The sequence below is a fragment of the Dolichospermum sp. DET69 genome (assembly GCA_017355425.1).
Lineage (GTDB): Bacteria > Cyanobacteriota > Cyanobacteriia > Cyanobacteriales > Nostocaceae > Dolichospermum.
In genome coordinates this window covers 3,730,090-3,748,714 of sequence record CP070233.1, presented here as the reverse complement: position 1 = coordinate 3,748,714, position 18,625 = coordinate 3,730,090, and the positions used below count along the sequence as shown (strand labels likewise).

Sequence of the window (18,625 nt, the reverse complement as noted above, 5' to 3'; positions counted from 1 at the left end):
GTCCACGCTTTGTGAACTAAGGAATTTTCCAAATTGGAATTTTTAGATCACCAATTTGTTAAAGATTGTTTAAGCAATTATAAATTTCATTTATACAAACAAAACCCATCCGTATAGATGGGTAAGCTGTGTTAGCAATAGTGTAACCTGGAAACCGTGTAAAGACGTTCTATGGGTAGTTAGGTTAACTAATCTCTTTTTCCCGTAATAATTGTCGTAACCTAGCAATTTCTAATTCAGCAGAATCAGCCCGTTGTTTTTCCTGTTCAGCCCGTTGTTTTTCTTGTTCAGCCCGTTGTTTTTCCTGTTCTGTGGAGGTAGGTAGCCAATTATTATCTCTATCATACCAACGTAACCACAACCTAGTTAATCCTTGATATTCTCCCTCCCACAGTCCTAAACCTAATTCAACCTCTTCTAACCATACTCCTAGTCCATTTATCGGTAGAAGTTGATAGCGATTGAGCATTAAGCCGAAACAATGAAACTCATTTGTATAACGGTTATAAACAAAATAATAGGGTATCCTGAGAATTTGTTCATATACTGACCACTTATTAGGAGGTTGGTTCACTTCCCGGAGATTTTTTCCCAAGTCTTCATTTTCTGTACCTGGTGATATTAATTCTATAGCCACAAAAGGATTTGTTCCTTCTTGCCATGTTACATAACTTAAGCGCAATTCTGTTTCCTGATAAAAGCGCGATACTCCTAAAACTGCAAACCAATCTGGGCGTTTATACCATTGGGGATGCAAGGAGTCATAATATAAGTTTAGATCGCTGGCTGTAAATACTCTATCATCGCTATACCCCGGTGGACTGAAGGTACTACGTAGTAGTTCTGGTTGTAATAGGTGAAATTCATCGGGCAAACCTGGTTCCTCCGGATTTTCGCTAGGTAAATCATACATTGTTGGCAACGTTTCTTGAGGAGGTAGCGGCTCATAGCTCGGTTTGATATTCACATCGCTTTGATACATGATTAACTAGCTCCAGTATTTAATGGCTGTTTCCTAAATTCAATAATCTGTCCAATTGTCTGTTCTGGGGGAATTGTAACATCTTACTCTTTGAGGATCTACATTGAAATCCTTACCTCAAAATAAACTTACTGGATTATTTAATTGCTTTTTAATTTTAATTAAAATAGGTGTAACTATCATTTGTGAACGAGCTTTTTCGGAGTTAATAGACAAAGCTAAGGGTATATAGCGGTTATTGTTGGGATGCAATACAATTGAGGGCGGGGAAACCCCGCCCCTACGGGTTTTGAAATTTAATCACTGTATCTCATTCAAGTACATACCGCTATATTATATTCAAGTGTTTCCGCTAACCATTGACTATAGTTTTGTTCTGGAATTGCAGCAAAAAATCCTACTTTTTCAGCAAGAGTAATTCCAAATTCTGATTTAATTTGTTCAAGAGTAAATTGACTGGATGACATGGGTATTAATTTTTTTATTTATAATTACATCTATTATTTGTAGAACCTACGCATTGAGAAAAAACATCAAATATGTGTTGCTGTAAAAACCACATTTATCGTAGGGGTTTAGCAGTGATCATTGGTGTCAACTTAACGTAAAATCCATAGCCCGTCTGGGAATGAATTCCCAAGTCTAATAGCTAAAGTCATCTAAAGATGACTAAATATCTTTAGTAACCTAAAGTTTACTTTGGTTATTAGTCAAAGAAAGGGAACAAATTAAAGAGCAAATACATAAAAGAATTGTTGTGATCAATAAACCAATTCTTAATGAATTAGGAAATTTTTCTGCTGTGGCTAAAAGAGTTACAGTTGCAGTAATAGCAGCACCAGAAAAAGCCAATAAAACGCCATTTTTAGCTTCTGCAAACTTCAGCCAATCATTGACATTCTGGAAAATCGCTAGGAGTTTGGTAGATATATCATCCATAAGAATATCACTTGTTAAATTCCCTCAAAACCCAAGCTACATGAAATCTTTTTTAGGTCGTCTCTATTACTGATATGTATAAATAAGTTTATGTATACATAGTACCAAATGTACATAGCAATAAAAAAATATTATCACTCCAAGTTAATTTTGAACAGCCTTTTTCCAACTTTAGATAGAGGAAATTGCCAAAAAATCATAAAATTCAACTATTTCAATGACTCAAACCCTTGATTTTTTCTTCCGTACCTACATAATCACCAACATTTTTTTGAGGGAAACTTCAAATAAGCGATACAAATTTAATAAACATCTCCAGAAAATAATGTAGAGACGTTCCATGGAACGTCTCTACAAGGGTTTTAGAAACCGCACATTTAATTTTTACCAGATGTCTAATGATCTAATTTTTGCTGTTTATTCTTTGCTGTAAGGCTGCTCGCGCTTGTTCTCTGTCGTCAAAGTGGATTTTTTCAGTACCAAGAATTTGATAGTCTTCGTGACCTTTACCAGCCAATAATACACCGTCTCCGGGTTGTGCTTGTAAAATAGCTGTATGAATGGCAGTGGCGCGATCGCTAATTACCATTGGTTGTACCATATCAGGAATACCTGCTAATACGTCCTGTAGTATCTTTTCTGGGTCTTCAGTGCGGGGATTATCTGAAGTCACCACAGCTATATCCGCAAGATCAGCAGCTATTTTACCCATTTTCGGACGTTTAGTGCGATCGCGATCGCCTCCACAACCAAATACACAAATCATTTTACCAGGAATAAACGGCCGGGCAGCTTTGAGCAAATTCTCTAAACTGTCGGGAGTATGGGCATAATCCACAATCACACTAATATCTTGCTGTGAGTTAATTTGCACCCGTTCCATGCGTCCAGGAACACCGGGAAATGACGGAATAGCATGGGCTACCAATTGCAAATCTAACCCCAAATGGATAACAGCACCCACCGCAGCCAAAAGATTTTCTAAGTTAAATTGACCAACTAAAGGAGAATTAAAATCTACATTTCCATTGGGAGTATGTAAAATTCCACTTACTCCATTTGGCTGATAACTTAAATCACTCATCCAAAAATCAGCGGTATGATCATTAACGCTATAACTCCAAACCTGTTCCTGATGCAAAGATGCAATTATCCGTTTACCATAGGCATCATCAGAGTTGATAATTGCCCGTTCTTGGAGATAATCAGGACTAAATAACAACGCTTTCGCGGCAAAATAGTCCTCCATATCTTTGTGATAGTCCAAATGATCTTGGGTAAGATTGGTAAATACCGCTACTTCAAAAGTACAATTCAACACTCTTCCCTGTGCCAAAGCGTGAGAACTAACTTCCATTACCCCAGTTTCACAACCAGCATTGATGGCTTTTGCTAATTGCTGTTGCAAATCCACAGCAAAAGGGGTGGTATTAACGGCAGTTTCGGCAAAACCAGGCCAGCGGGTGTAAAGTGTACCTATCAACGCTGTCGGTAAACTAGCTTGAGTTAGGAAATGTTCAATTAAATGAGTGGTGGTAGTTTTACCATTTGTCCCTGTCACACCCAGCATTTTCAGTTTTTGTCCAGGATAACCATAAAAAGCTGCGGCTATTTGGGCGCAAGCTGTAGTCATATTATCGGCACTAATGACCACAGATTTTGATGTAGGCGGATTTTTCTGCATGGCTTCTGTGGAAATAATTGCTGCTACTGCACCAGCCGCTAAAGCGCTTGCCCAAAATTCCCCACCATCTACTCTACTTCCTGGCATCCCAATAAACAAATCTCCCGCAGTACAAGCATGAGAATTAGTTTTCAGTCCTTGAATATCAATATCTGGTATATTTACAAACTCAATCCCATCTACAGCCGCTAGTAATTCCCGTAATTTCATCTGGTGAACCTCGCCACAAGCTTGTCTTGCGCTTATTTAAACATTATTTTTTATCTATTGACAGAAATACCACAGAATTTAGAAACCATCTTCAGGTGGATGCCAACCAGCAGAAACCCAGGCTTGTCTCACAGTCACTGCGTAGATTATTATTAAGTTATAAAGCTAAAACTGTAACACGACCACAGGCAGTTAATCCTGTCAGTAACCCAGCCCTAAAAGGACTGAGCTTGCAAGAGTAATCAAGCAAGCTGTACTGACCAGACCACCCTGAGCATAGTCTCAGGGTAGCCGTTATTTGAGTCAAGACACCCCGGAATGCGTAGCTAGTTCCTTGCCCTGTCGCTTGTGATTAAACAGTTCCAAGGTCACTGGAACAGTGTTGCAAGCTTAACAAGCTCTTATAACAGGTCGAAGCTAACATTACCCCAGAAATGGGAGGCTCTTTGGAGCAAAACATTATGCGTACAGAGTTGGAAAATTTGAATCGGTAATTGTCCCGTTGAAAGTACATCACAAAAGTACCCCGAATTTTCCAACTCCAAGGCGGTAATGAAGAAATATTCAAGGCGGTTAAAACCGCTCGTGTCGTTTCCCTCTCACCGGCTTTAGCCACTGAGTTTCCCACTTACCGCGAGGTCTTATGATATGTCTTTTATTAATCCACGGTTGACAGCTTCACTCAATGCGGTGGCTTTTCGCAATAGTCCTTCCTGATAAATTTGCATTAGTGTTTGCAATTCAGAATATTCTGATTCTGTAAGCATACCAGCTTGTTGTTTATCCAGTAACTCACTTAAGTAGGTTAGCATTGAAAATTGTCGTTATGGCAAGGCAAGAGGCAAAAGGCAAGAGGCAAGAATGAAGAGGTTTTGGGAGATTTTACTTTTCTTTACATACCTTTAATTTTTTATGTTCACCTACTTAAACGACTATCTTCTTCAGATTCCATTTGTAATTCTGTCAAAGCTAAAACTTGTTGATCAGAAAGTGCTGATACAGGTTCAAAGTTTGTTGCTTCTAAGCTAATAGGTGGAATAGAAAATTGAATGGTATCAACTAAGACGCTGGCTAAATCCCGATTTGCTAGACGTGCAAAGTGTTCAGCTTTTTGATAAACGTCATCTGGTAGAGTAATTGTGATTTGGTTACTCATATTTTTAGATAGTTTTCCTGTATGTTATTGATTATAAATATTTGTTATGTCTTATAAACCTTTATTTTGATAAAAAGTTACAATATAACCAGTCATACAAAATCCAAACCATGTCTGAATCAGTGCAGCATATAACTAATGCCCAGGGAGAAAAAGCTGGTGTATTGTTAAATCTGGAAACTTACCAACAACTAACCAACTTATCAGCAGATACTGAATTATTGATTGGGTTAAGTTTAGATGAATTACAAGCTTTGGTAGAAAGTGTATTATCTCCCAAAACTCAGACTCAATTAGATAAGTTATTAATGAAAAATTCTGAAAATCAATTGTCAAATGAGGAATTTGAAACTTTAGACAAATTACTGGCACAGGTTGATCAATTGAATATTCTCAAAACTAGAGCTAGATATACTTTAAACCAACTTCCAGAAAAACCTAACAAATAATTAGATCCTCCAAAATGAACTATATGAAACAAATTAAAATTATTGTCGAAAAACACTTTGATGGTTATATTGCTTACCCCCTTGGTATTCAAGGAGTTATAGTTGGTGAAGGTGACAGTTATGAAGAAGCCTTATCTGATGTCAAATCAGCTATTAAATGTCATATAGAAGTATTTGGTAAAGAAGTTTTAGAAGATGAATCACCAATTTTAGAGGCTTTTGTAGCGGAAGCTGAGGTGATGATTTAATGCCTAAATTTCCCGTAGATGCACCAAAAGCAAAAGTTATTAAAACATTAGAGTTACTCGGATTTAGTATTATTCGAGAACGGGAACATATTGTGATGATAAAAAACCTAATTTATTTTGATGAATTTTTAAACTTCGACGATTAACCACTGAAATTTTACCATCACATAAATATTTTTCTACTTCCTTGCGATATTTTAATTTTGGATTACCAACAGGTGCGTTTGCTACCTTAATTTTATAACCTTCTTCCACAGCATAAATTTTAGGACTCATTGCTGGTGCTGCTTCCTGCACTTTTTTAGAGGCATATTCATGCAATTCATTAACAGAAATCACGCCATCGTTATCAATGTCAGCCGCCCCAGTTTCAATACCATTAACAATGTAACGAGTATAAACTGATAATTCTTCTCCTGTTTGTTCAAAAGAATATTGACTAGAAGAGGAAGAAGTCAAAACCGCCCTACCTTTTCCTCCCAATTGCTGATTAATATCTACACTACTATCATCTTTTGCTTTCATCCCTTCGGCAAAAGCACCACTAAAACAAGCATCCAGAATAATTACCTGTCGCTGAGAACGACTATTTTCCATGAATTCATGTATTAAGCTGGCAGGAGTAGCTGTAGTTTTGACCAAATTACCATTATCATATTTGCGAGTTTGGCTATTAGTTAGATATAACTTACCAGTATCATCGGTAATTCCATGACCAGAGAAATAAAACAATAATAAATCATCTTTTTTACGGTTATCAAAAAGCTTTTCAATCGCATTTTCCATATCCTGTCTTTGAGGATTTGGCATGATTATAATTTCACTTTCAGCAAAATCGCCCATTTCTGGATGCTGTAAAACTCGCCGCATTGCTTCGATATCTTTTACAGCCCCAGCCAGTTTATTTAAGCCTGGTTGATATTCACTTACCCCTATCAGTAGTGCAATTCTCGCCATTGTCCAGCCTTATTTGTTGTTAATAAAATCTTGTGCTTTTTGCCAAGCAAATTCAAATTCTTCTTTACTGCTGGCTTCGACGTTGATTTCCCGACCATCTGGAGCTTTAACATTAAGTTTAATTGGTTTGTTACCCAAGCGTTCTTTTAAAAATCCAAACAACTTCAAAAAGTTAGCTGGGTTCACTTGCGCCGTTAGCAGTCCAGGTAAAAAACCTCCTCCAGCTTTGTTTAGTTCTGGGGGGTTGGGGTCAATAACGCGGTTAACGTCGTCTACCTCATCTAGCTTTTGCATTTGATTCAGTAGCTTCTGCACTTCCTGATTCTTGTCTTCGTCATCTAAGTCTGTATCAGTGAAAGCAATGGTAATTTTGATATTGGATATGTCGGTCATAGGTGTAATTTTTAATTAAACGCACTTTATCTAGAATAGAATAATATGCACCATGTACAGTAGCTTAAGTTGAGAAAGAGAACTCAAAAGCCTTTATTTTTGCCAAAAAACCTTGAATAAATAGAGATAATCGCAAATTTATTAGTTTAAGAGATTATTGAAAAAGCATCAGGCGGTTTCTAACCGCCCATCTTAGCTTTTTACATAATCACCTAACATTTTTTCCAGACGTTCCACACTGAGACGAGGAGAAGGACGAGGTATCAGTTTTTCTTTACCGTTACTCGTGAGTAAATGCAGTACCGGGATTTCATATTGATATGCTGCAAACCAATCATCACGGGTAGTAATATCTCGAATTTCTAACTCAAAACTGAGATTTTTGATTTGTGCTAGTTTTTCCTGTAAACCTTCACAAAGATGACAACCGGGTTTGCTGTAGAGAATTAATTGCATGGGTTGAGATTAAACAATGAAAATGTATTTTATGATTATTTTAACTGAAAATACAATTTAAAATGCCCATAATCACTAAAACCCAACGCCTCATCTTCTCTTTTATCTCCCTGACTGCTATCCTTACCACCCAAGCAGTATCGGCCACTATCACAGTACCCCTTCGCACTAAAAAAGGGATGGTTGTTTCCGCCAATCCCTTAGCCAGTGAAGCTGGACTTTTAATGTTAAGAAAAGGCGGAAATGCCGTAGATGCAGCAGTAGCTACAACCTTTGCTATTTCCGTAGTTGAACCTTTTTCTGCGGGTATTGGTGGGGGTGGTTTCTTACTATTCCATTCGGAAAAAACAGGGGAAATCAAAGCTTTAGATTTTCGAGAACGCGCACCCATGAAAGCTACTAGAAATATGTATTTAGATGCTAATGGAAAAGTGATTCCAGGGGCGAGTACAGATGGTTATTTAGCAGTAGCAACACCAGGAACTGTGGCGGGTATGTATGAAGTACATCGTCTTTATGGTAAGTTACCTTGGAGAGAAGTTGTTAAACCAAGTATTGCTCTGGCTAAAGATGGTTTTATGATTAGTGATAGAGTTTCTTGGCGTTCTTTCTCTGCTTCCCAAAACCGTAAACCTAAACTTCTCAATAACCCAGCAGCAAGTAAAATCTTCACTCGCAATGGAGAATATTATCAACCAGGAGAAAAATTAATTCAAAGTGATTTAGGTAATACTTTAGAAGCCATTTCTCAAAATCCCCAAAGTTTTTACACTGGAAAAACTGCGGAAATTATCGCCTCAGATATGGCAAAAAATGGCGGTTTAATTACTCTCGAAGATTTAAAGGCTTATAAACCAATTTGGCGAACTCCTGTATGTGGAAACTTTCGCAAAGATAAAATCTGTTCTATGCCACCACCATCATCAGGAGGGGTTCACTTATTGCAGATTTTAAATATTATTGGTGATACAGATTTACAATCTTTAGGATGGCATCATCCCGATGCTATACATTTAATGGTAGAAGCTATGAGAATTGCTTATAGCGATCGCGCAAAATATTTAGGTGATCCTGATTTTGTCAAAGTCCCCGTTTCTCAATTAATTAGTCCAGCTTATGCCCAAAAACGTCGCCAAGAAATTAACATGGATAAGACGACACCATCAACAGAAATAAAACCTGGACTGAAAACATTAAAATCTCATGAATCAACAGAAACGAGTCATTTAAATGTAGTTGACGCAGATAGAAACGCCGTTAGTTTAACTTTCACAATTAATCTCGGCTTTGGTGCGGGGATTGTTACACCAGGAACAGGAATAGTTTTAAATAATGAAATGGATGATTTTGCCACTGCTCCAGGAGTACCAAATGCCTTTGGATTAGTGGGTGATGAAGCTAATAGTATCGCTCCTAGAAAAACGCCTCTTTCTAGTATGACACCCACCATTATTACTGAAAACAATCGCTTGCGAATGGCTGTTGGTGCGCCTGGTGGTAGTACCATTATCACCCAAGTATTACAAATCATTTTGAATGTTTTGGAATATAAAATGGATGTGGGTGCAGCAGTTTCTGTACCACGCATACATCATCAGTGGCTACCTGATGAACTGCGAGTGGAAGCATGGGGTTTTGATGCTTTAACTTTGGCAGATTTACGCCGTCGGGGACACACTATTAAGGAAAGTAAACCTTGGGGTAATGCCAATGCGATAGCTACGCTCGCCGAAGGCATCGCAGTCACAGAAGATGGTAATCTAGAAGGAGCAGCAGATCCTCGTGGTGATGGTTCTCCGAGAGGGTATTAAAAGAAGCCAGGGAATAAGTAAATAGTCTGATAGCGTAGCGTGGCGAAAGCCATATCAGGATGGTCAGGATTTAAGGATTAACAGGATGTTTTTTGATGAAATATAGATTTTTGTGAATGATAGAGAATATATGTTTTTCTAAATCATAATTTATAATCATTAAATATTCACAGAAAATCTACAAACTGTAATCGGTGTACATCCTTAAATTTTGGACATCCTGATATGGCTTTCGCCACGCTACGCTATCAGACTATTTTTGCTAGTTCTCCTACTAAAATACCACGAGATACTCCTGTATGATTAATAACACTTTCTTCTAACAGATCATAGATAAAATGATGAAGGTTTTTACGATTTATTAATTCTAGACCGTGACAATAAACTTCACACGCTGAGACATCATTTAAAATCCGGTTGTGAATAATTCTCGTCCATTCTGGTGCTGTTATCATTAATTGAGGGACAACATGAATAAATGCTGTAATTTGTTTTTCCATATCAAAAGATTCCAGAAAATGAATTAAGCTAAACATCACTTCTGGCTGTTGACATTGATCATCTAAAATTAGATGATAGGCAGATAATTTATTTTCATCAGGATTTTCAGCTATTTCAGCTAAAGCATTTTCAAAATTTGTAACTTGTTCTTCTGTTTGCATTAAGCGATTTTCTTGCAAGGTTGCCAATAAATTATTTTGACTCATTGTTTTGTCCCTTATTTCTCAAAAATCCATGGCCAAGTACGTTTATTCCGTCTGATTAATGTTTGCAAACTTTCCTTGATTTCTCTATTATACAAACCTTGATGAAGATAAATACAACGTACATCCCAAATTTCTTGTGCTAATGCTTCTCTGGGTGATAGGTTTAAATTAGGGCGTTTACCGTAAGACATTGTTTGCCGATGACGACCTCCTTTTCCTGGTGATAAATGTTCCATCATAATGGCATATCCTTGATCTGTTGTATAATTAAGTGGAACTTTGGCTTTCATAAAAGCATCCGCAGGTATATGATGAGGTGTCAAATTATCTCCCCTACGTCCAGCTTTGATTAAGTCTCCATAAGTACCGACTCTTCCTTCTCCTGGAATTAGTTGAGGTTGATTATTAATAGTTTTTTACTCCTGTTTGGTTATTTCTATTGTTTAGTATTTTGATTATAAAGGAAGCTAGGCAATAATTAAATTGTCAGAATCAGGATATCCACCGATTAAAGGGTTAACAGGATGTTTTTTAGAGGGTGTTTGAAAAGTTTTTAATGTATAAACAAACCCCTCTCCAAACCTCTCCCCGAAGCAGGGAGAGGCTTTGAAACCCCCCTTCCCTCCTAGGGAAGGGGGGCAGGGGGGTTAGGTTTTTGGAGATTATCGGTTTCATCTAATACTTTATGGCTAACGCCACGCTTCGCTATCAAACATCCTTTTAGTAAATATAGGTTTTTGTGAATGATAGAAAATATATTTTTCTCTGAAGCAGAATTTATAATCATTAAATATTCACAGAAAATCTACAAACTGCAATCGGTGGACATCCTAAAATCCTGGAAATCCTGATTCTGACAACCACAACGAAAAATCTTCAAATAGGCATAAAAATATCGTATATTTATTATTTTCCAATATCATAGATAACATTGCTAATAGCATTTTCAAAAATGATCATGATTTAGCAACGCTATCTTTGTAATTATTCGCTTTTCACATCTTTACTAAAAAGACGATAGTACAACCAGGTGCTAAATTCTTTGATAGGAAATAGTAAATAAGTCAAAGGATTTACCGTGACAATAATATTTCTGACATCCCGTTTAGCAAAAAACAAAATCCCCCGTGCTACTTGCAAAGCTGACATGACACCGTAGGGATTTAATTGACTTTTGAAAGGCCCTAAAATTAATTTGCGAATTACACAAACTTGATCTAATCGTTTCAGAGTGACGATATCCCCTAATGCTCTTTTACTCAGTTCATACAAGGGACTTAAAGCTGGGGAAACTTCCGCTTCCGAAGTATTTACCCAAATTTCTTTAGTGGCTTTGTCTTGCGCTCCTGTGACAGTTGCAGAAAAAATATCTATCAATTCTAAAGCGGAAAAAGTGTTAACTTGATAGGAATTGTTAATGGCGGCAGAAGTCCGATCTCCATACACATTTACGCCATGATTGATAATGAGAATATCAACTTTCTTTAAAGTTTCTTGTAGTTGAGTTTCATTACCCAATTCCCATTTGACAACTTTGACTCGCTCTTGAACTGCGATTTTTTCAGGATTAGTGGTTAATGCCACAACTTTGGCATTATGCTTTAATAATTCTGCGGCTAATGCTTGTCCTAATGCACCTGTTGCACCAGTTAAAGCTACGGTTTTACCTTTAAGAGAAAGTCCTGTTCCCAAAATTTTATCTACTAGGGGAAAAACACCACTATAGTAAGCATTAACATCATCAAAATGATGTCGCCAATGATAGGTTCTATTTACCCACCAAAAAGAAGGAATTGTGTCTAACGGTCCGGGTAAATGATTGTAGTCTGTGTCTATTGTTCCTTGAAAATATCGCAAAGATGCACCGTATAAAAAAGTAACAGCATAAGCAACTCCCAACCATAACCCCCATTGATGAGCTAGTAAGGCAATTATTGTTAAGACGACTACCAGTATCGCTGATTCGACGATATCGTGATACAACTGGGAATCTACATAAGCTTTTTGGGAAAATAGAGTTAAATCCCGACGGTATACAGCATGATGTTTATTATGCCATTTCGCTAACCATGTTACTTGATGGCACAAAGCATGATAAACGTCTCTGACAATTTCTGCGAGTAAGAGGGAAGAAAATCCCCAGGTTGTGAACTGGATACAGTTGTTTACTAAAACTGCATCAATAGTTAAGCTTTGAGCCAAAATCATCATTTTTCTGGTGATACCACTTTTCTTAATTAAACCAAGTTGTTACCATCTTTGTCTAATTCTGAGGATTACACGCTGGGTGACTATAAGTCACTGCTACACAAACAAAACCCACCTGCGTGGGTTGAATTTATGTTACTCTACCTAATTTTAAAACATCTTCTTAAACAATCTTGATTTGCTCACTTAGTCGCTGTTCTAGTAAATCCAATAACTCATTGATATCTTTTCCTACTTCTTGAAAACAGATTTCTGGTGATGATTTGGGTGCAAATTGAATTAACTTAATTTCCCCTTTACCAATTCCAATCATGACTACTTCTGTTTCTGGTTTATGATTATCAATAATTCCTAAAATTTCTTGAAGACGATTTTCCACGCGATCATTTAGTTTTTCTATTTCGGCTTGGGGACAATACACAAAATGGGGCGTTGGTTGTAAATCAATCCCAATAGTTCCCTGAATATTACCATTTTCTAACCACAATCCCCAAAAAAGTGCGGCTAGTTCTGACTGATTGTTTTTGACAAATCTATCTAATTGTCCTCGCCATTGATTCTCTGCTGTTTCGGGTTGGGGAATACTAAACATGATAATTAATTTGTAATTTTATTTTTGCTATTTTAACCCAGATTGCACACGCCATAAACTGGTGTAAATGCCGTTTTTCTCTAACAGTTGTTCATGAGTTCCGGCTTCTACTAATTTGCCATATTCCATGACATAAATGCAATCAGCATTACGAATTGTGGAAAGACGGTGAGCGATCGCTATTGTGGTTCTATTAACGGTAATTCGCTCTAGAGAACGCTGAATTGCGGCTTCGGTTTCATTATCTACTGCTGAGGTAGCTTCATCTAAGATTAAAATTGGTGGATCTTTCAACACTGCGCGAGCTATAGCAATCCGTTGTCTTTGTCCTCCAGATAACTTTTGTCCCCGTTCGCCGACAATTGTCCCATAACCTTGGGGCAAACTCATAATAAAATCATGTGCCTCGGCTATTTTCGCTGCCATGATGATATTTTCATTGGTAGCAGTAAAAGTCCCATAAGCTATATTTTCCCCCACTGTACCATGAAATAAAAATACATCCTGACTCACCAAACCAATCGAGCGCCGTAGATCTCGCAGATTTAACTGTTGTAAATCAATCCCATCCAGAGTAATTTTACCATTTTGCACTTCATAAAAACGCAACAATAGTTTAACCAAGGTGCTTTTTCCAGAACCTGTTGAACCCACAATCGCAATTGTATTTCCTGCCGGAATTTCTAAAGATAAATTGTCAATAACTGGGGTTCTATTTTGATAAGCAAAGGTGACATTTTGAAATTCCAAAGCCCCCCGAATCATATCTACAGGTAAATCAATATTTCCGGGATGAATCGCAATGGGAGTATCTAATAAGTCCATGACTCGATTAGTAGAAGCCATTGCCCTTTGATATAAATCAAAAGTATCTCCTAATCTGGTTAATGGCCATAGTAAAAGCTGAACTAAAAATACCAAAGAACTGTAAGCACCTACCGCCAATCTGCCTTCTACTGCTGCCATACCCCCAAATACTAGCAATATTGTAAAAGCTATTAAAATGAACATCCTAATAATGGGAACATAACCCGCAGATAAAGCGATCGCTTTGGCATTACTTTGGCGATAAGCATTACTATCAGATTCTACACGAGTGGCTTCATAAGCTTCTGATGTAAAACTTTTAATAGTGATAATTCCACTTAAATTATTAGATAATCTCCCATTTAATAAACCTACCTTTTCCCGAACTTCAGCATAGCGAGGAGCAAGAAATTTCTGAAAAACTACCGAACCAGCCAAAATAAATGGCATGGGCAAAATTGCCATCCCTGCCACACTAGGTGCTAAAATAAAAAATGCAGTCCCAACAACAATAATAGTTGTAACTACTTGGGTAATATCATTTGCGCCTACATCTAAAAATCGCTCTAATTGGTTAATATCATCACTGAGGATAGACATTAAACCACCTGTACTGCGTTCTTCAAAATAAGCTAATTCTAATTCTTGTAAATGTTTATATGCGTCTAGTCGTAAATTATGTTGAATATTCTGTCCCAAATTGCGCCATAGTAATTTAAGGGCATATTCAAACAACGACTCTAATACCCAAGTAATCACCGTCAACAAGGATAGAATCAGAAATTGCCCATAAATATCTTTTACGCCTAATCGGGCAATGATAGAATCTTGTTGCTTAACTACCACATCTACCGCAATCCCAATTAATACTGGTGGTGCTAAATCAAAAACTTTATTGAGAATAGAAGCACCAATGGCCAAACGAATTTGTTTAATATACTGATGTCCATATTTAAACAAACGCTGGAGGGGACGAACAGAATGTTTACGCCTTTTTGATAATCGGGGATATGTAAATGGCATAGCCACATTAGTTGATAATTACTTGCAGCTAATATTACCACATAATTGAGTTGATTTGTGATCAATATTGAAGCAATAGATACATTTATCTTCCTTTGGGAACAGAAAAGATTATTTTGAAAAATTGGTACTCCCTTCCCATGAAAGGAATATGGATTAAATGAACCACGAAGGGACGAAGAACGCGAAGGAAGAAAGAAGAAGGAAGAAGGAAGAAGGAAGAAGGTAGGTAATCTTATATGGGTAAGGAAGTAACTGGTAATTTGGCAAACTTCTGTTTTGGGAATTATATTAGAAAATATTGGCGCTAAAATTATTGTTCCCAGCCTCAAACAGCAGGGTATAATAACCGTATCAATAAATCAGATGTGCTAATTTTCAGTGAAGACGACCAATACAGCAATATTCCTGCTAAAACTGCAAGAATATGCCATATCAATCTTGATTTTGTTCAAAAATGCTAGTAATGTGAGCAAATCTCACTCCCTAAACTAAAACCAGCCGTAAAACTAGACAAATCAATATTATGTCTACTCCCAATCACCAGCAACTCACACTCCAAGAAGCCAAAAAAATACTCAACAAATTTAACTGTCTGGATATTGCTCCCATTCTCAAACCGTCAGAAAAAGTTGTTACCAGTGAGGCATTAATTTTTCTCACCAGCCTGACTGATTACCAAATTTTAGGTATTTGTGCTGATACAGCCGCAGAAGGAATTTTAGCCATGAAAACCTATTCTCGCGCTTTGGGTTATCAAGCACCAACTGATTTACCAGAACCAGACGGACCTGTTTACATTAAGTTAAATGGCAAAAATGGTTTGTGTTATCTCGATTCCTATGCTGGACATCATCGGGGAGTGTTAGTATCTTGCCAGTGCTATCAAGAGGGAGGAGTTAACGAAATGTATGGACATTTACCCCTCGATTTATTTGTCTAGAATTGCATTGACAATCATCTGTAGGGTGGGCATTGCCCACCTCTTTATTACTCACTAATTACTGCATAATATGAGCATTGTTACACTTCAATCAGTCAAAAAAGATTTTGGCATTAAAGAACTTTTAAAAGATGCTAGTTTTAGTCTTGATCCTAATGATAAAGTTGGTTTAATTGGCACTAATGGTTCTGGTAAATCAACTTTATTAAAAATGATTGCTAGACTAGAATCAATTGATAGTGGGCAAATTTTAGTTAATTCTGGGGCAAAAATTGTTTACTTGCCTCAACAGCCAGATATGGACGAAAATCACACTGTTTTAGAACAGGTATTTGCTGACAGTGGTGAACAAATGAACCTCGTCAAAGAGTATGAAGAATTATCTGATAAATTGGCACATTATCCTGATGATGGTCAATTGATGTCCCGTCTTTCTACTGTGATGGAGCGCATGGATGCGACTGGGGCATGGGAAGTAGAAACCAATGCCAAAATCATTTTAACAAAATTAGGAATTGTTGATTTTGATGTGAAAGTTGGCACATTATCAGGAGGATATCGCAAGCGGATTGCTTTAGCAGCAGCCTTGATATCAGAACCTGATTTATTGTTAATGGATGAACCAACAAACCATCTTGATGCTTTGTCTGTGGAATGGCTACAAAGTTATTTAAATCGCTATCGTGGCGCACTTTTATTAATTACTCATGATCGGTATTTTTTAGATAAAGTTACTAATAGAATTATTGAAATTGATCGAGGTGATATTTACAATTATACGGGTAATTATTCCTATTATCTAGAAAAGAAAGCTTTAGCTGAAGAATCGGCTGTCAGCACTCAACGTAAACATCAAGGGCTTTTACGAAAGGAATTAGAATGGTTGAAAAAAGGCCCTAAAGCTAGAAGTACAAAGCAAAAAGCCAGAATTGATCGCGCTCATGCTCTAAGAGACACTGAGTTTAAAGACATTAATGGTAAGGTAGATATTTCTACTGTTGGCCGTCGGATTGGTAAGAAGGTTATTGATCTCAAAAATGTTAGTAAGGGATACAATAACCGGACTTTAATTCATGATTTTACCTATGAATTTAGTCCAGAAGATCGAATTGGCATTATTGGCGGCAATGGTGCAGGAAAATCTACTTTAATGGATATTATGACTGCCAGAATTAAACCAGATTCTGGGACTGTAGAAATTGGGACTACAATTCATATTGGTTATTTTAACCAACATTCAGAAGAATTATTGACAGCGGTAAATGAAGATCAGCGAGTGATTGATTATATTAAGGAAGAAGGGGAATTTATTCAAATATCCGACGGTACAAAAATCACTGCTTCCCAAATGTTGGAAAGATTTTTGTTTCCAGGAAATCAACAATATGCACCCATTAATAAACTTTCTGGGGGAGAAAAACGCCGTTTATATTTATTGCGTATTCTCATTAGTGCGCCCAATGTTTTGATTTTAGATGAACCAACTAATGATTTAGATGTGCAGACATTAGCGGTATTAGAAGACTATTTAGAGGATTTTAATGGTTGTGTGATTGTAGTTTCTCATGATCGTTACTTCTTAGATAGAACAGTAGATAGAATTTTTGCTTTAGAAGAAGGTGGAGGTTTACGTCAATATCCGGGGAATTATTCCATTTATTTAGATTATAAAAAAGCTGAAGAATCCCATAGCCTGCGTGGCGTAGCCATACAACAGGAAACGCAAAAAACTGTAATTGTAGAAAAAGTTATATCTCCAGTTATCGAGACTAAAAAAGTCCGCAGGTTATCCAATTGGGAAAGACGGGAATTGGAAGAATTGGAAGAAAAAATTGCTAAGTTAGAAGCAAACAAAACAGCAGCAGAAAAAAAATTAGCAACTGTGGCTGGAAATTTTAGCCAAGTTCAAAAGCTATATGAAGAGGTAGAAACTCTGAAGAAAAATATTGATTCAGCTACAGAACGCTGGTTAGAATTAGCGGAAATGGAGTAAAGAATAGGACATCAAATCTTTGGACATCTATTGACATTTTCCGACAATAGGTTCATAATATTAAATATATACGAGAGTTTTGTAGTTAATTTAAAGTCAATAAATATTTTGAGTAACTGTAATGGTTCCGAATAGACTTGAATGGCTACAAAGAAAATAAACCTTTCCTTAGAAAACTTGGTAGTTCTAGAGAAAATTTGGGTATTGAACTCGTTGATAGACAATCAAGAGCCTTAGAATTATGTTCTGTGGGCAATGTGGGATACCACCTTCACTAACTCAGTTGGTGATGTTATACTAGATATTCACGATATCTCAGATGTCGGGGAATGTCTCGGTTAAAAGTATCAGTCTTAGATTAAATCCCCCGTCTTAATTTCTAGGTGAAATGAATGAATCTAGCGGTTATTGATTGAATGAGGTACATGAACCCCACCCCCAACCCACTCCCCGCTATTCGAGAGAGGGCTATGATGTACTTCATAACAGCAGGAAGTGCTGTATTGTCTCTCCTCAAAGTGAACGTGAAATTCTCTACTCTTATATCAAACACATAAACAAGTATTAATTATTAGCTAATTTTTGCTTATCTTGTTAAAGTAAACTCGTTTTTATTTCATGTTAAAAATAAAAATTCTAATCTGTCCTATTTTATTTTTTGTAATTCTAGCCAGTTGTAATTGAAGCGGTGAAAGAGTGTTTATAATTAGCTTTTTAGGGGGGGGTATGCTAAAGCACTCTATCAACAACTGGCAAGGGAGCGGGGAAATTATCATTGAAGTTCTGTTTCATCCCGTCATCCCTGTTGATATTTCTATTAAACCGTTAATAGTAAAATATTGGTTGCCAAATTGCCTATTTTTTAAAATGTTATTGATAAAACCTAAAAACCAATCACCGCAACAACTTTACTTCTTGGTTCCGAGCTTATCTCCAGATAACGTGGCAGACTACCCAATTTGGGATACAGTCGGGATACCCTTGCAAATCGGCAAGTGATCTGAAAACTGTCGCTATATCTAAGTTTCAGCCGCTTCAGAATCGTACTTGCAAGCATTCCGGCTGTA

Annotated in this window: 17 protein-coding genes and 2 pseudogenes; 5 read left to right on the top strand and 14 right to left on the bottom strand. The window is 37.0% G+C overall.

The window, feature by feature from the left end; genetic code table 11:
- Nucleotides 1-184 precede the first annotated feature (184 nt).
- The 6 genes and pseudogenes from EZY12_17125 to EZY12_17100 all read right to left on the bottom strand — a co-directional run bounded on the left by EZY12_17125 (nucleotide 185) and on the right by EZY12_17100 (nucleotide 4,971).
- Entirely contained in the window at nucleotides 185-982 is a 798-nt protein-coding gene (locus EZY12_17125) for a Uma2 family endonuclease (protein ID QSX66511.1), read from the bottom strand.
- A 314-nt stretch (nucleotides 983-1,296) separates the two neighbouring features.
- Entirely contained in the window at nucleotides 1,297-1,449 is a 153-nt protein-coding gene (locus tag EZY12_17120) for a hypothetical protein (protein ID QSX66510.1), read from the bottom strand.
- A 247-nt stretch (nucleotides 1,450-1,696) separates the two neighbouring features.
- A pseudogene (locus tag EZY12_17115) lies at nucleotides 1,697-1,921 on the bottom strand (hypothetical protein).
- Nucleotides 1,922-2,324: 403 nt separating this feature from the next.
- Nucleotides 2,325-3,815 (bottom strand): UDP-N-acetylmuramoyl-L-alanyl-D-glutamate--2,6-diaminopimelate ligase, encoded by a 1,491-nt coding sequence (locus EZY12_17110; protein ID QSX66509.1) that lies wholly within the window; start codon nucleotides 3,813-3,815, stop codon nucleotides 2,325-2,327.
- Nucleotides 3,816-4,456: 641 nt separating this feature from the next.
- Nucleotides 4,457-4,627, bottom strand: coding sequence for a hypothetical protein (locus EZY12_17105; GenBank protein QSX70858.1), 171 nt, complete (start codon nucleotides 4,625-4,627; stop codon nucleotides 4,457-4,459).
- Nucleotides 4,628-4,737: 110 nt separating this feature from the next.
- Nucleotides 4,738-4,971: pseudogene (locus EZY12_17100) on the bottom strand (hypothetical protein).
- A gap of 110 nt (nucleotides 4,972-5,081) precedes the next feature.
- On the opposite strand from EZY12_17100, the gene EZY12_17095 reads away from it, so the two are divergent.
- Nucleotides 5,082-5,420 (top strand): hypothetical protein, encoded by a 339-nt coding sequence (locus EZY12_17095; protein ID QSX66508.1) that lies wholly within the window; start codon nucleotides 5,082-5,084, stop codon nucleotides 5,418-5,420.
- 23 nt (nucleotides 5,421-5,443) lie between these two features.
- Nucleotides 5,444-5,668, top strand: coding sequence for a hypothetical protein (locus tag EZY12_17090; protein QSX66507.1), 225 nt, complete (start codon nucleotides 5,444-5,446; stop codon nucleotides 5,666-5,668).
- 69 nt (nucleotides 5,669-5,737) lie between these two features.
- Here EZY12_17090 and EZY12_17085 read toward each other — a convergent pair whose 3' ends face one another.
- The 3 genes from EZY12_17085 to EZY12_17075 all read right to left on the bottom strand — a co-directional run bounded on the left by EZY12_17085 (nucleotide 5,738) and on the right by EZY12_17075 (nucleotide 7,474).
- Entirely contained in the window at nucleotides 5,738-6,625 is an 888-nt protein-coding gene (locus EZY12_17085; GenBank protein QSX66506.1) for a caspase family protein, read from the bottom strand.
- A 9-nt stretch (nucleotides 6,626-6,634) separates the two neighbouring features.
- Nucleotides 6,635-7,018: a hypothetical protein gene (locus EZY12_17080; protein ID QSX66505.1), complete on the bottom strand. Its 384-nt coding sequence runs from the start codon at nucleotides 7,016-7,018 to the stop codon at nucleotides 6,635-6,637.
- A gap of 192 nt (nucleotides 7,019-7,210) precedes the next feature.
- Nucleotides 7,211-7,474 (bottom strand): glutaredoxin family protein, encoded by a 264-nt coding sequence (locus EZY12_17075; GenBank protein QSX66504.1) that lies wholly within the window; start codon nucleotides 7,472-7,474, stop codon nucleotides 7,211-7,213.
- 62 nt (nucleotides 7,475-7,536) lie between these two features.
- Here EZY12_17075 and ggt point away from each other — a divergent pair, with 62 nt between their 5' ends.
- Nucleotides 7,537-9,285 carry a gamma-glutamyltransferase gene (gene ggt / locus EZY12_17070; protein ID QSX66503.1) on the top strand — a complete coding sequence of 583 codons (1,749 nt, stop codon included), beginning with the start codon at nucleotides 7,537-7,539 and terminating at the stop codon, nucleotides 9,283-9,285.
- Nucleotides 9,286-9,533: 248 nt separating this feature from the next.
- Here ggt and EZY12_17065 read toward each other — a convergent pair whose 3' ends face one another.
- The 5 genes from EZY12_17065 to EZY12_17045 form a co-directional block, all read right to left on the bottom strand.
- Complete coding sequence (locus EZY12_17065) at nucleotides 9,534-9,992, bottom strand: hypothetical protein (protein QSX66502.1); 459 nt, start codon at nucleotides 9,990-9,992, stop codon at nucleotides 9,534-9,536.
- 11 nt (nucleotides 9,993-10,003) lie between these two features.
- Nucleotides 10,004-10,402, bottom strand: a complete 399-nt coding sequence (locus tag EZY12_17060) for a hypothetical protein (protein ID QSX70715.1) — start codon at nucleotides 10,400-10,402, stop codon at nucleotides 10,004-10,006.
- 574 nt (nucleotides 10,403-10,976) lie between these two features.
- Nucleotides 10,977-12,200: a bifunctional sterol desaturase/short chain dehydrogenase gene (locus EZY12_17055; protein QSX70714.1), complete on the bottom strand. Its 1,224-nt coding sequence runs from the start codon at nucleotides 12,198-12,200 to the stop codon at nucleotides 10,977-10,979.
- A gap of 163 nt (nucleotides 12,201-12,363) precedes the next feature.
- Nucleotides 12,364-12,792, bottom strand: coding sequence for a hypothetical protein (locus tag EZY12_17050; GenBank protein ID QSX66501.1), 429 nt, complete (start codon nucleotides 12,790-12,792; stop codon nucleotides 12,364-12,366).
- 27 nt (nucleotides 12,793-12,819) lie between these two features.
- A complete protein-coding gene (locus EZY12_17045; GenBank protein ID QSX66500.1) occupies nucleotides 12,820-14,622 on the bottom strand; it encodes an ABC transporter ATP-binding protein in 1,803 nt (600 codons plus the stop codon).
- A gap of 526 nt (nucleotides 14,623-15,148) precedes the next feature.
- On the opposite strand from EZY12_17045, the gene EZY12_17040 reads away from it, so the two are divergent.
- Together EZY12_17040 and EZY12_17035 are read left to right on the top strand one after the other, a co-directional pair.
- Nucleotides 15,149-15,565, top strand: coding sequence for a DUF1824 family protein (locus EZY12_17040; GenBank protein ID QSX66499.1), 417 nt, complete (start codon nucleotides 15,149-15,151; stop codon nucleotides 15,563-15,565).
- Between the two features lie 70 nt (nucleotides 15,566-15,635).
- Nucleotides 15,636-17,558 (top strand): ABC-F family ATP-binding cassette domain-containing protein, encoded by a 1,923-nt coding sequence (locus EZY12_17035; GenBank protein QSX66498.1) that lies wholly within the window; start codon nucleotides 15,636-15,638, stop codon nucleotides 17,556-17,558.
- Nucleotides 17,559-18,625: the final 1,067 nt, after the last annotated feature.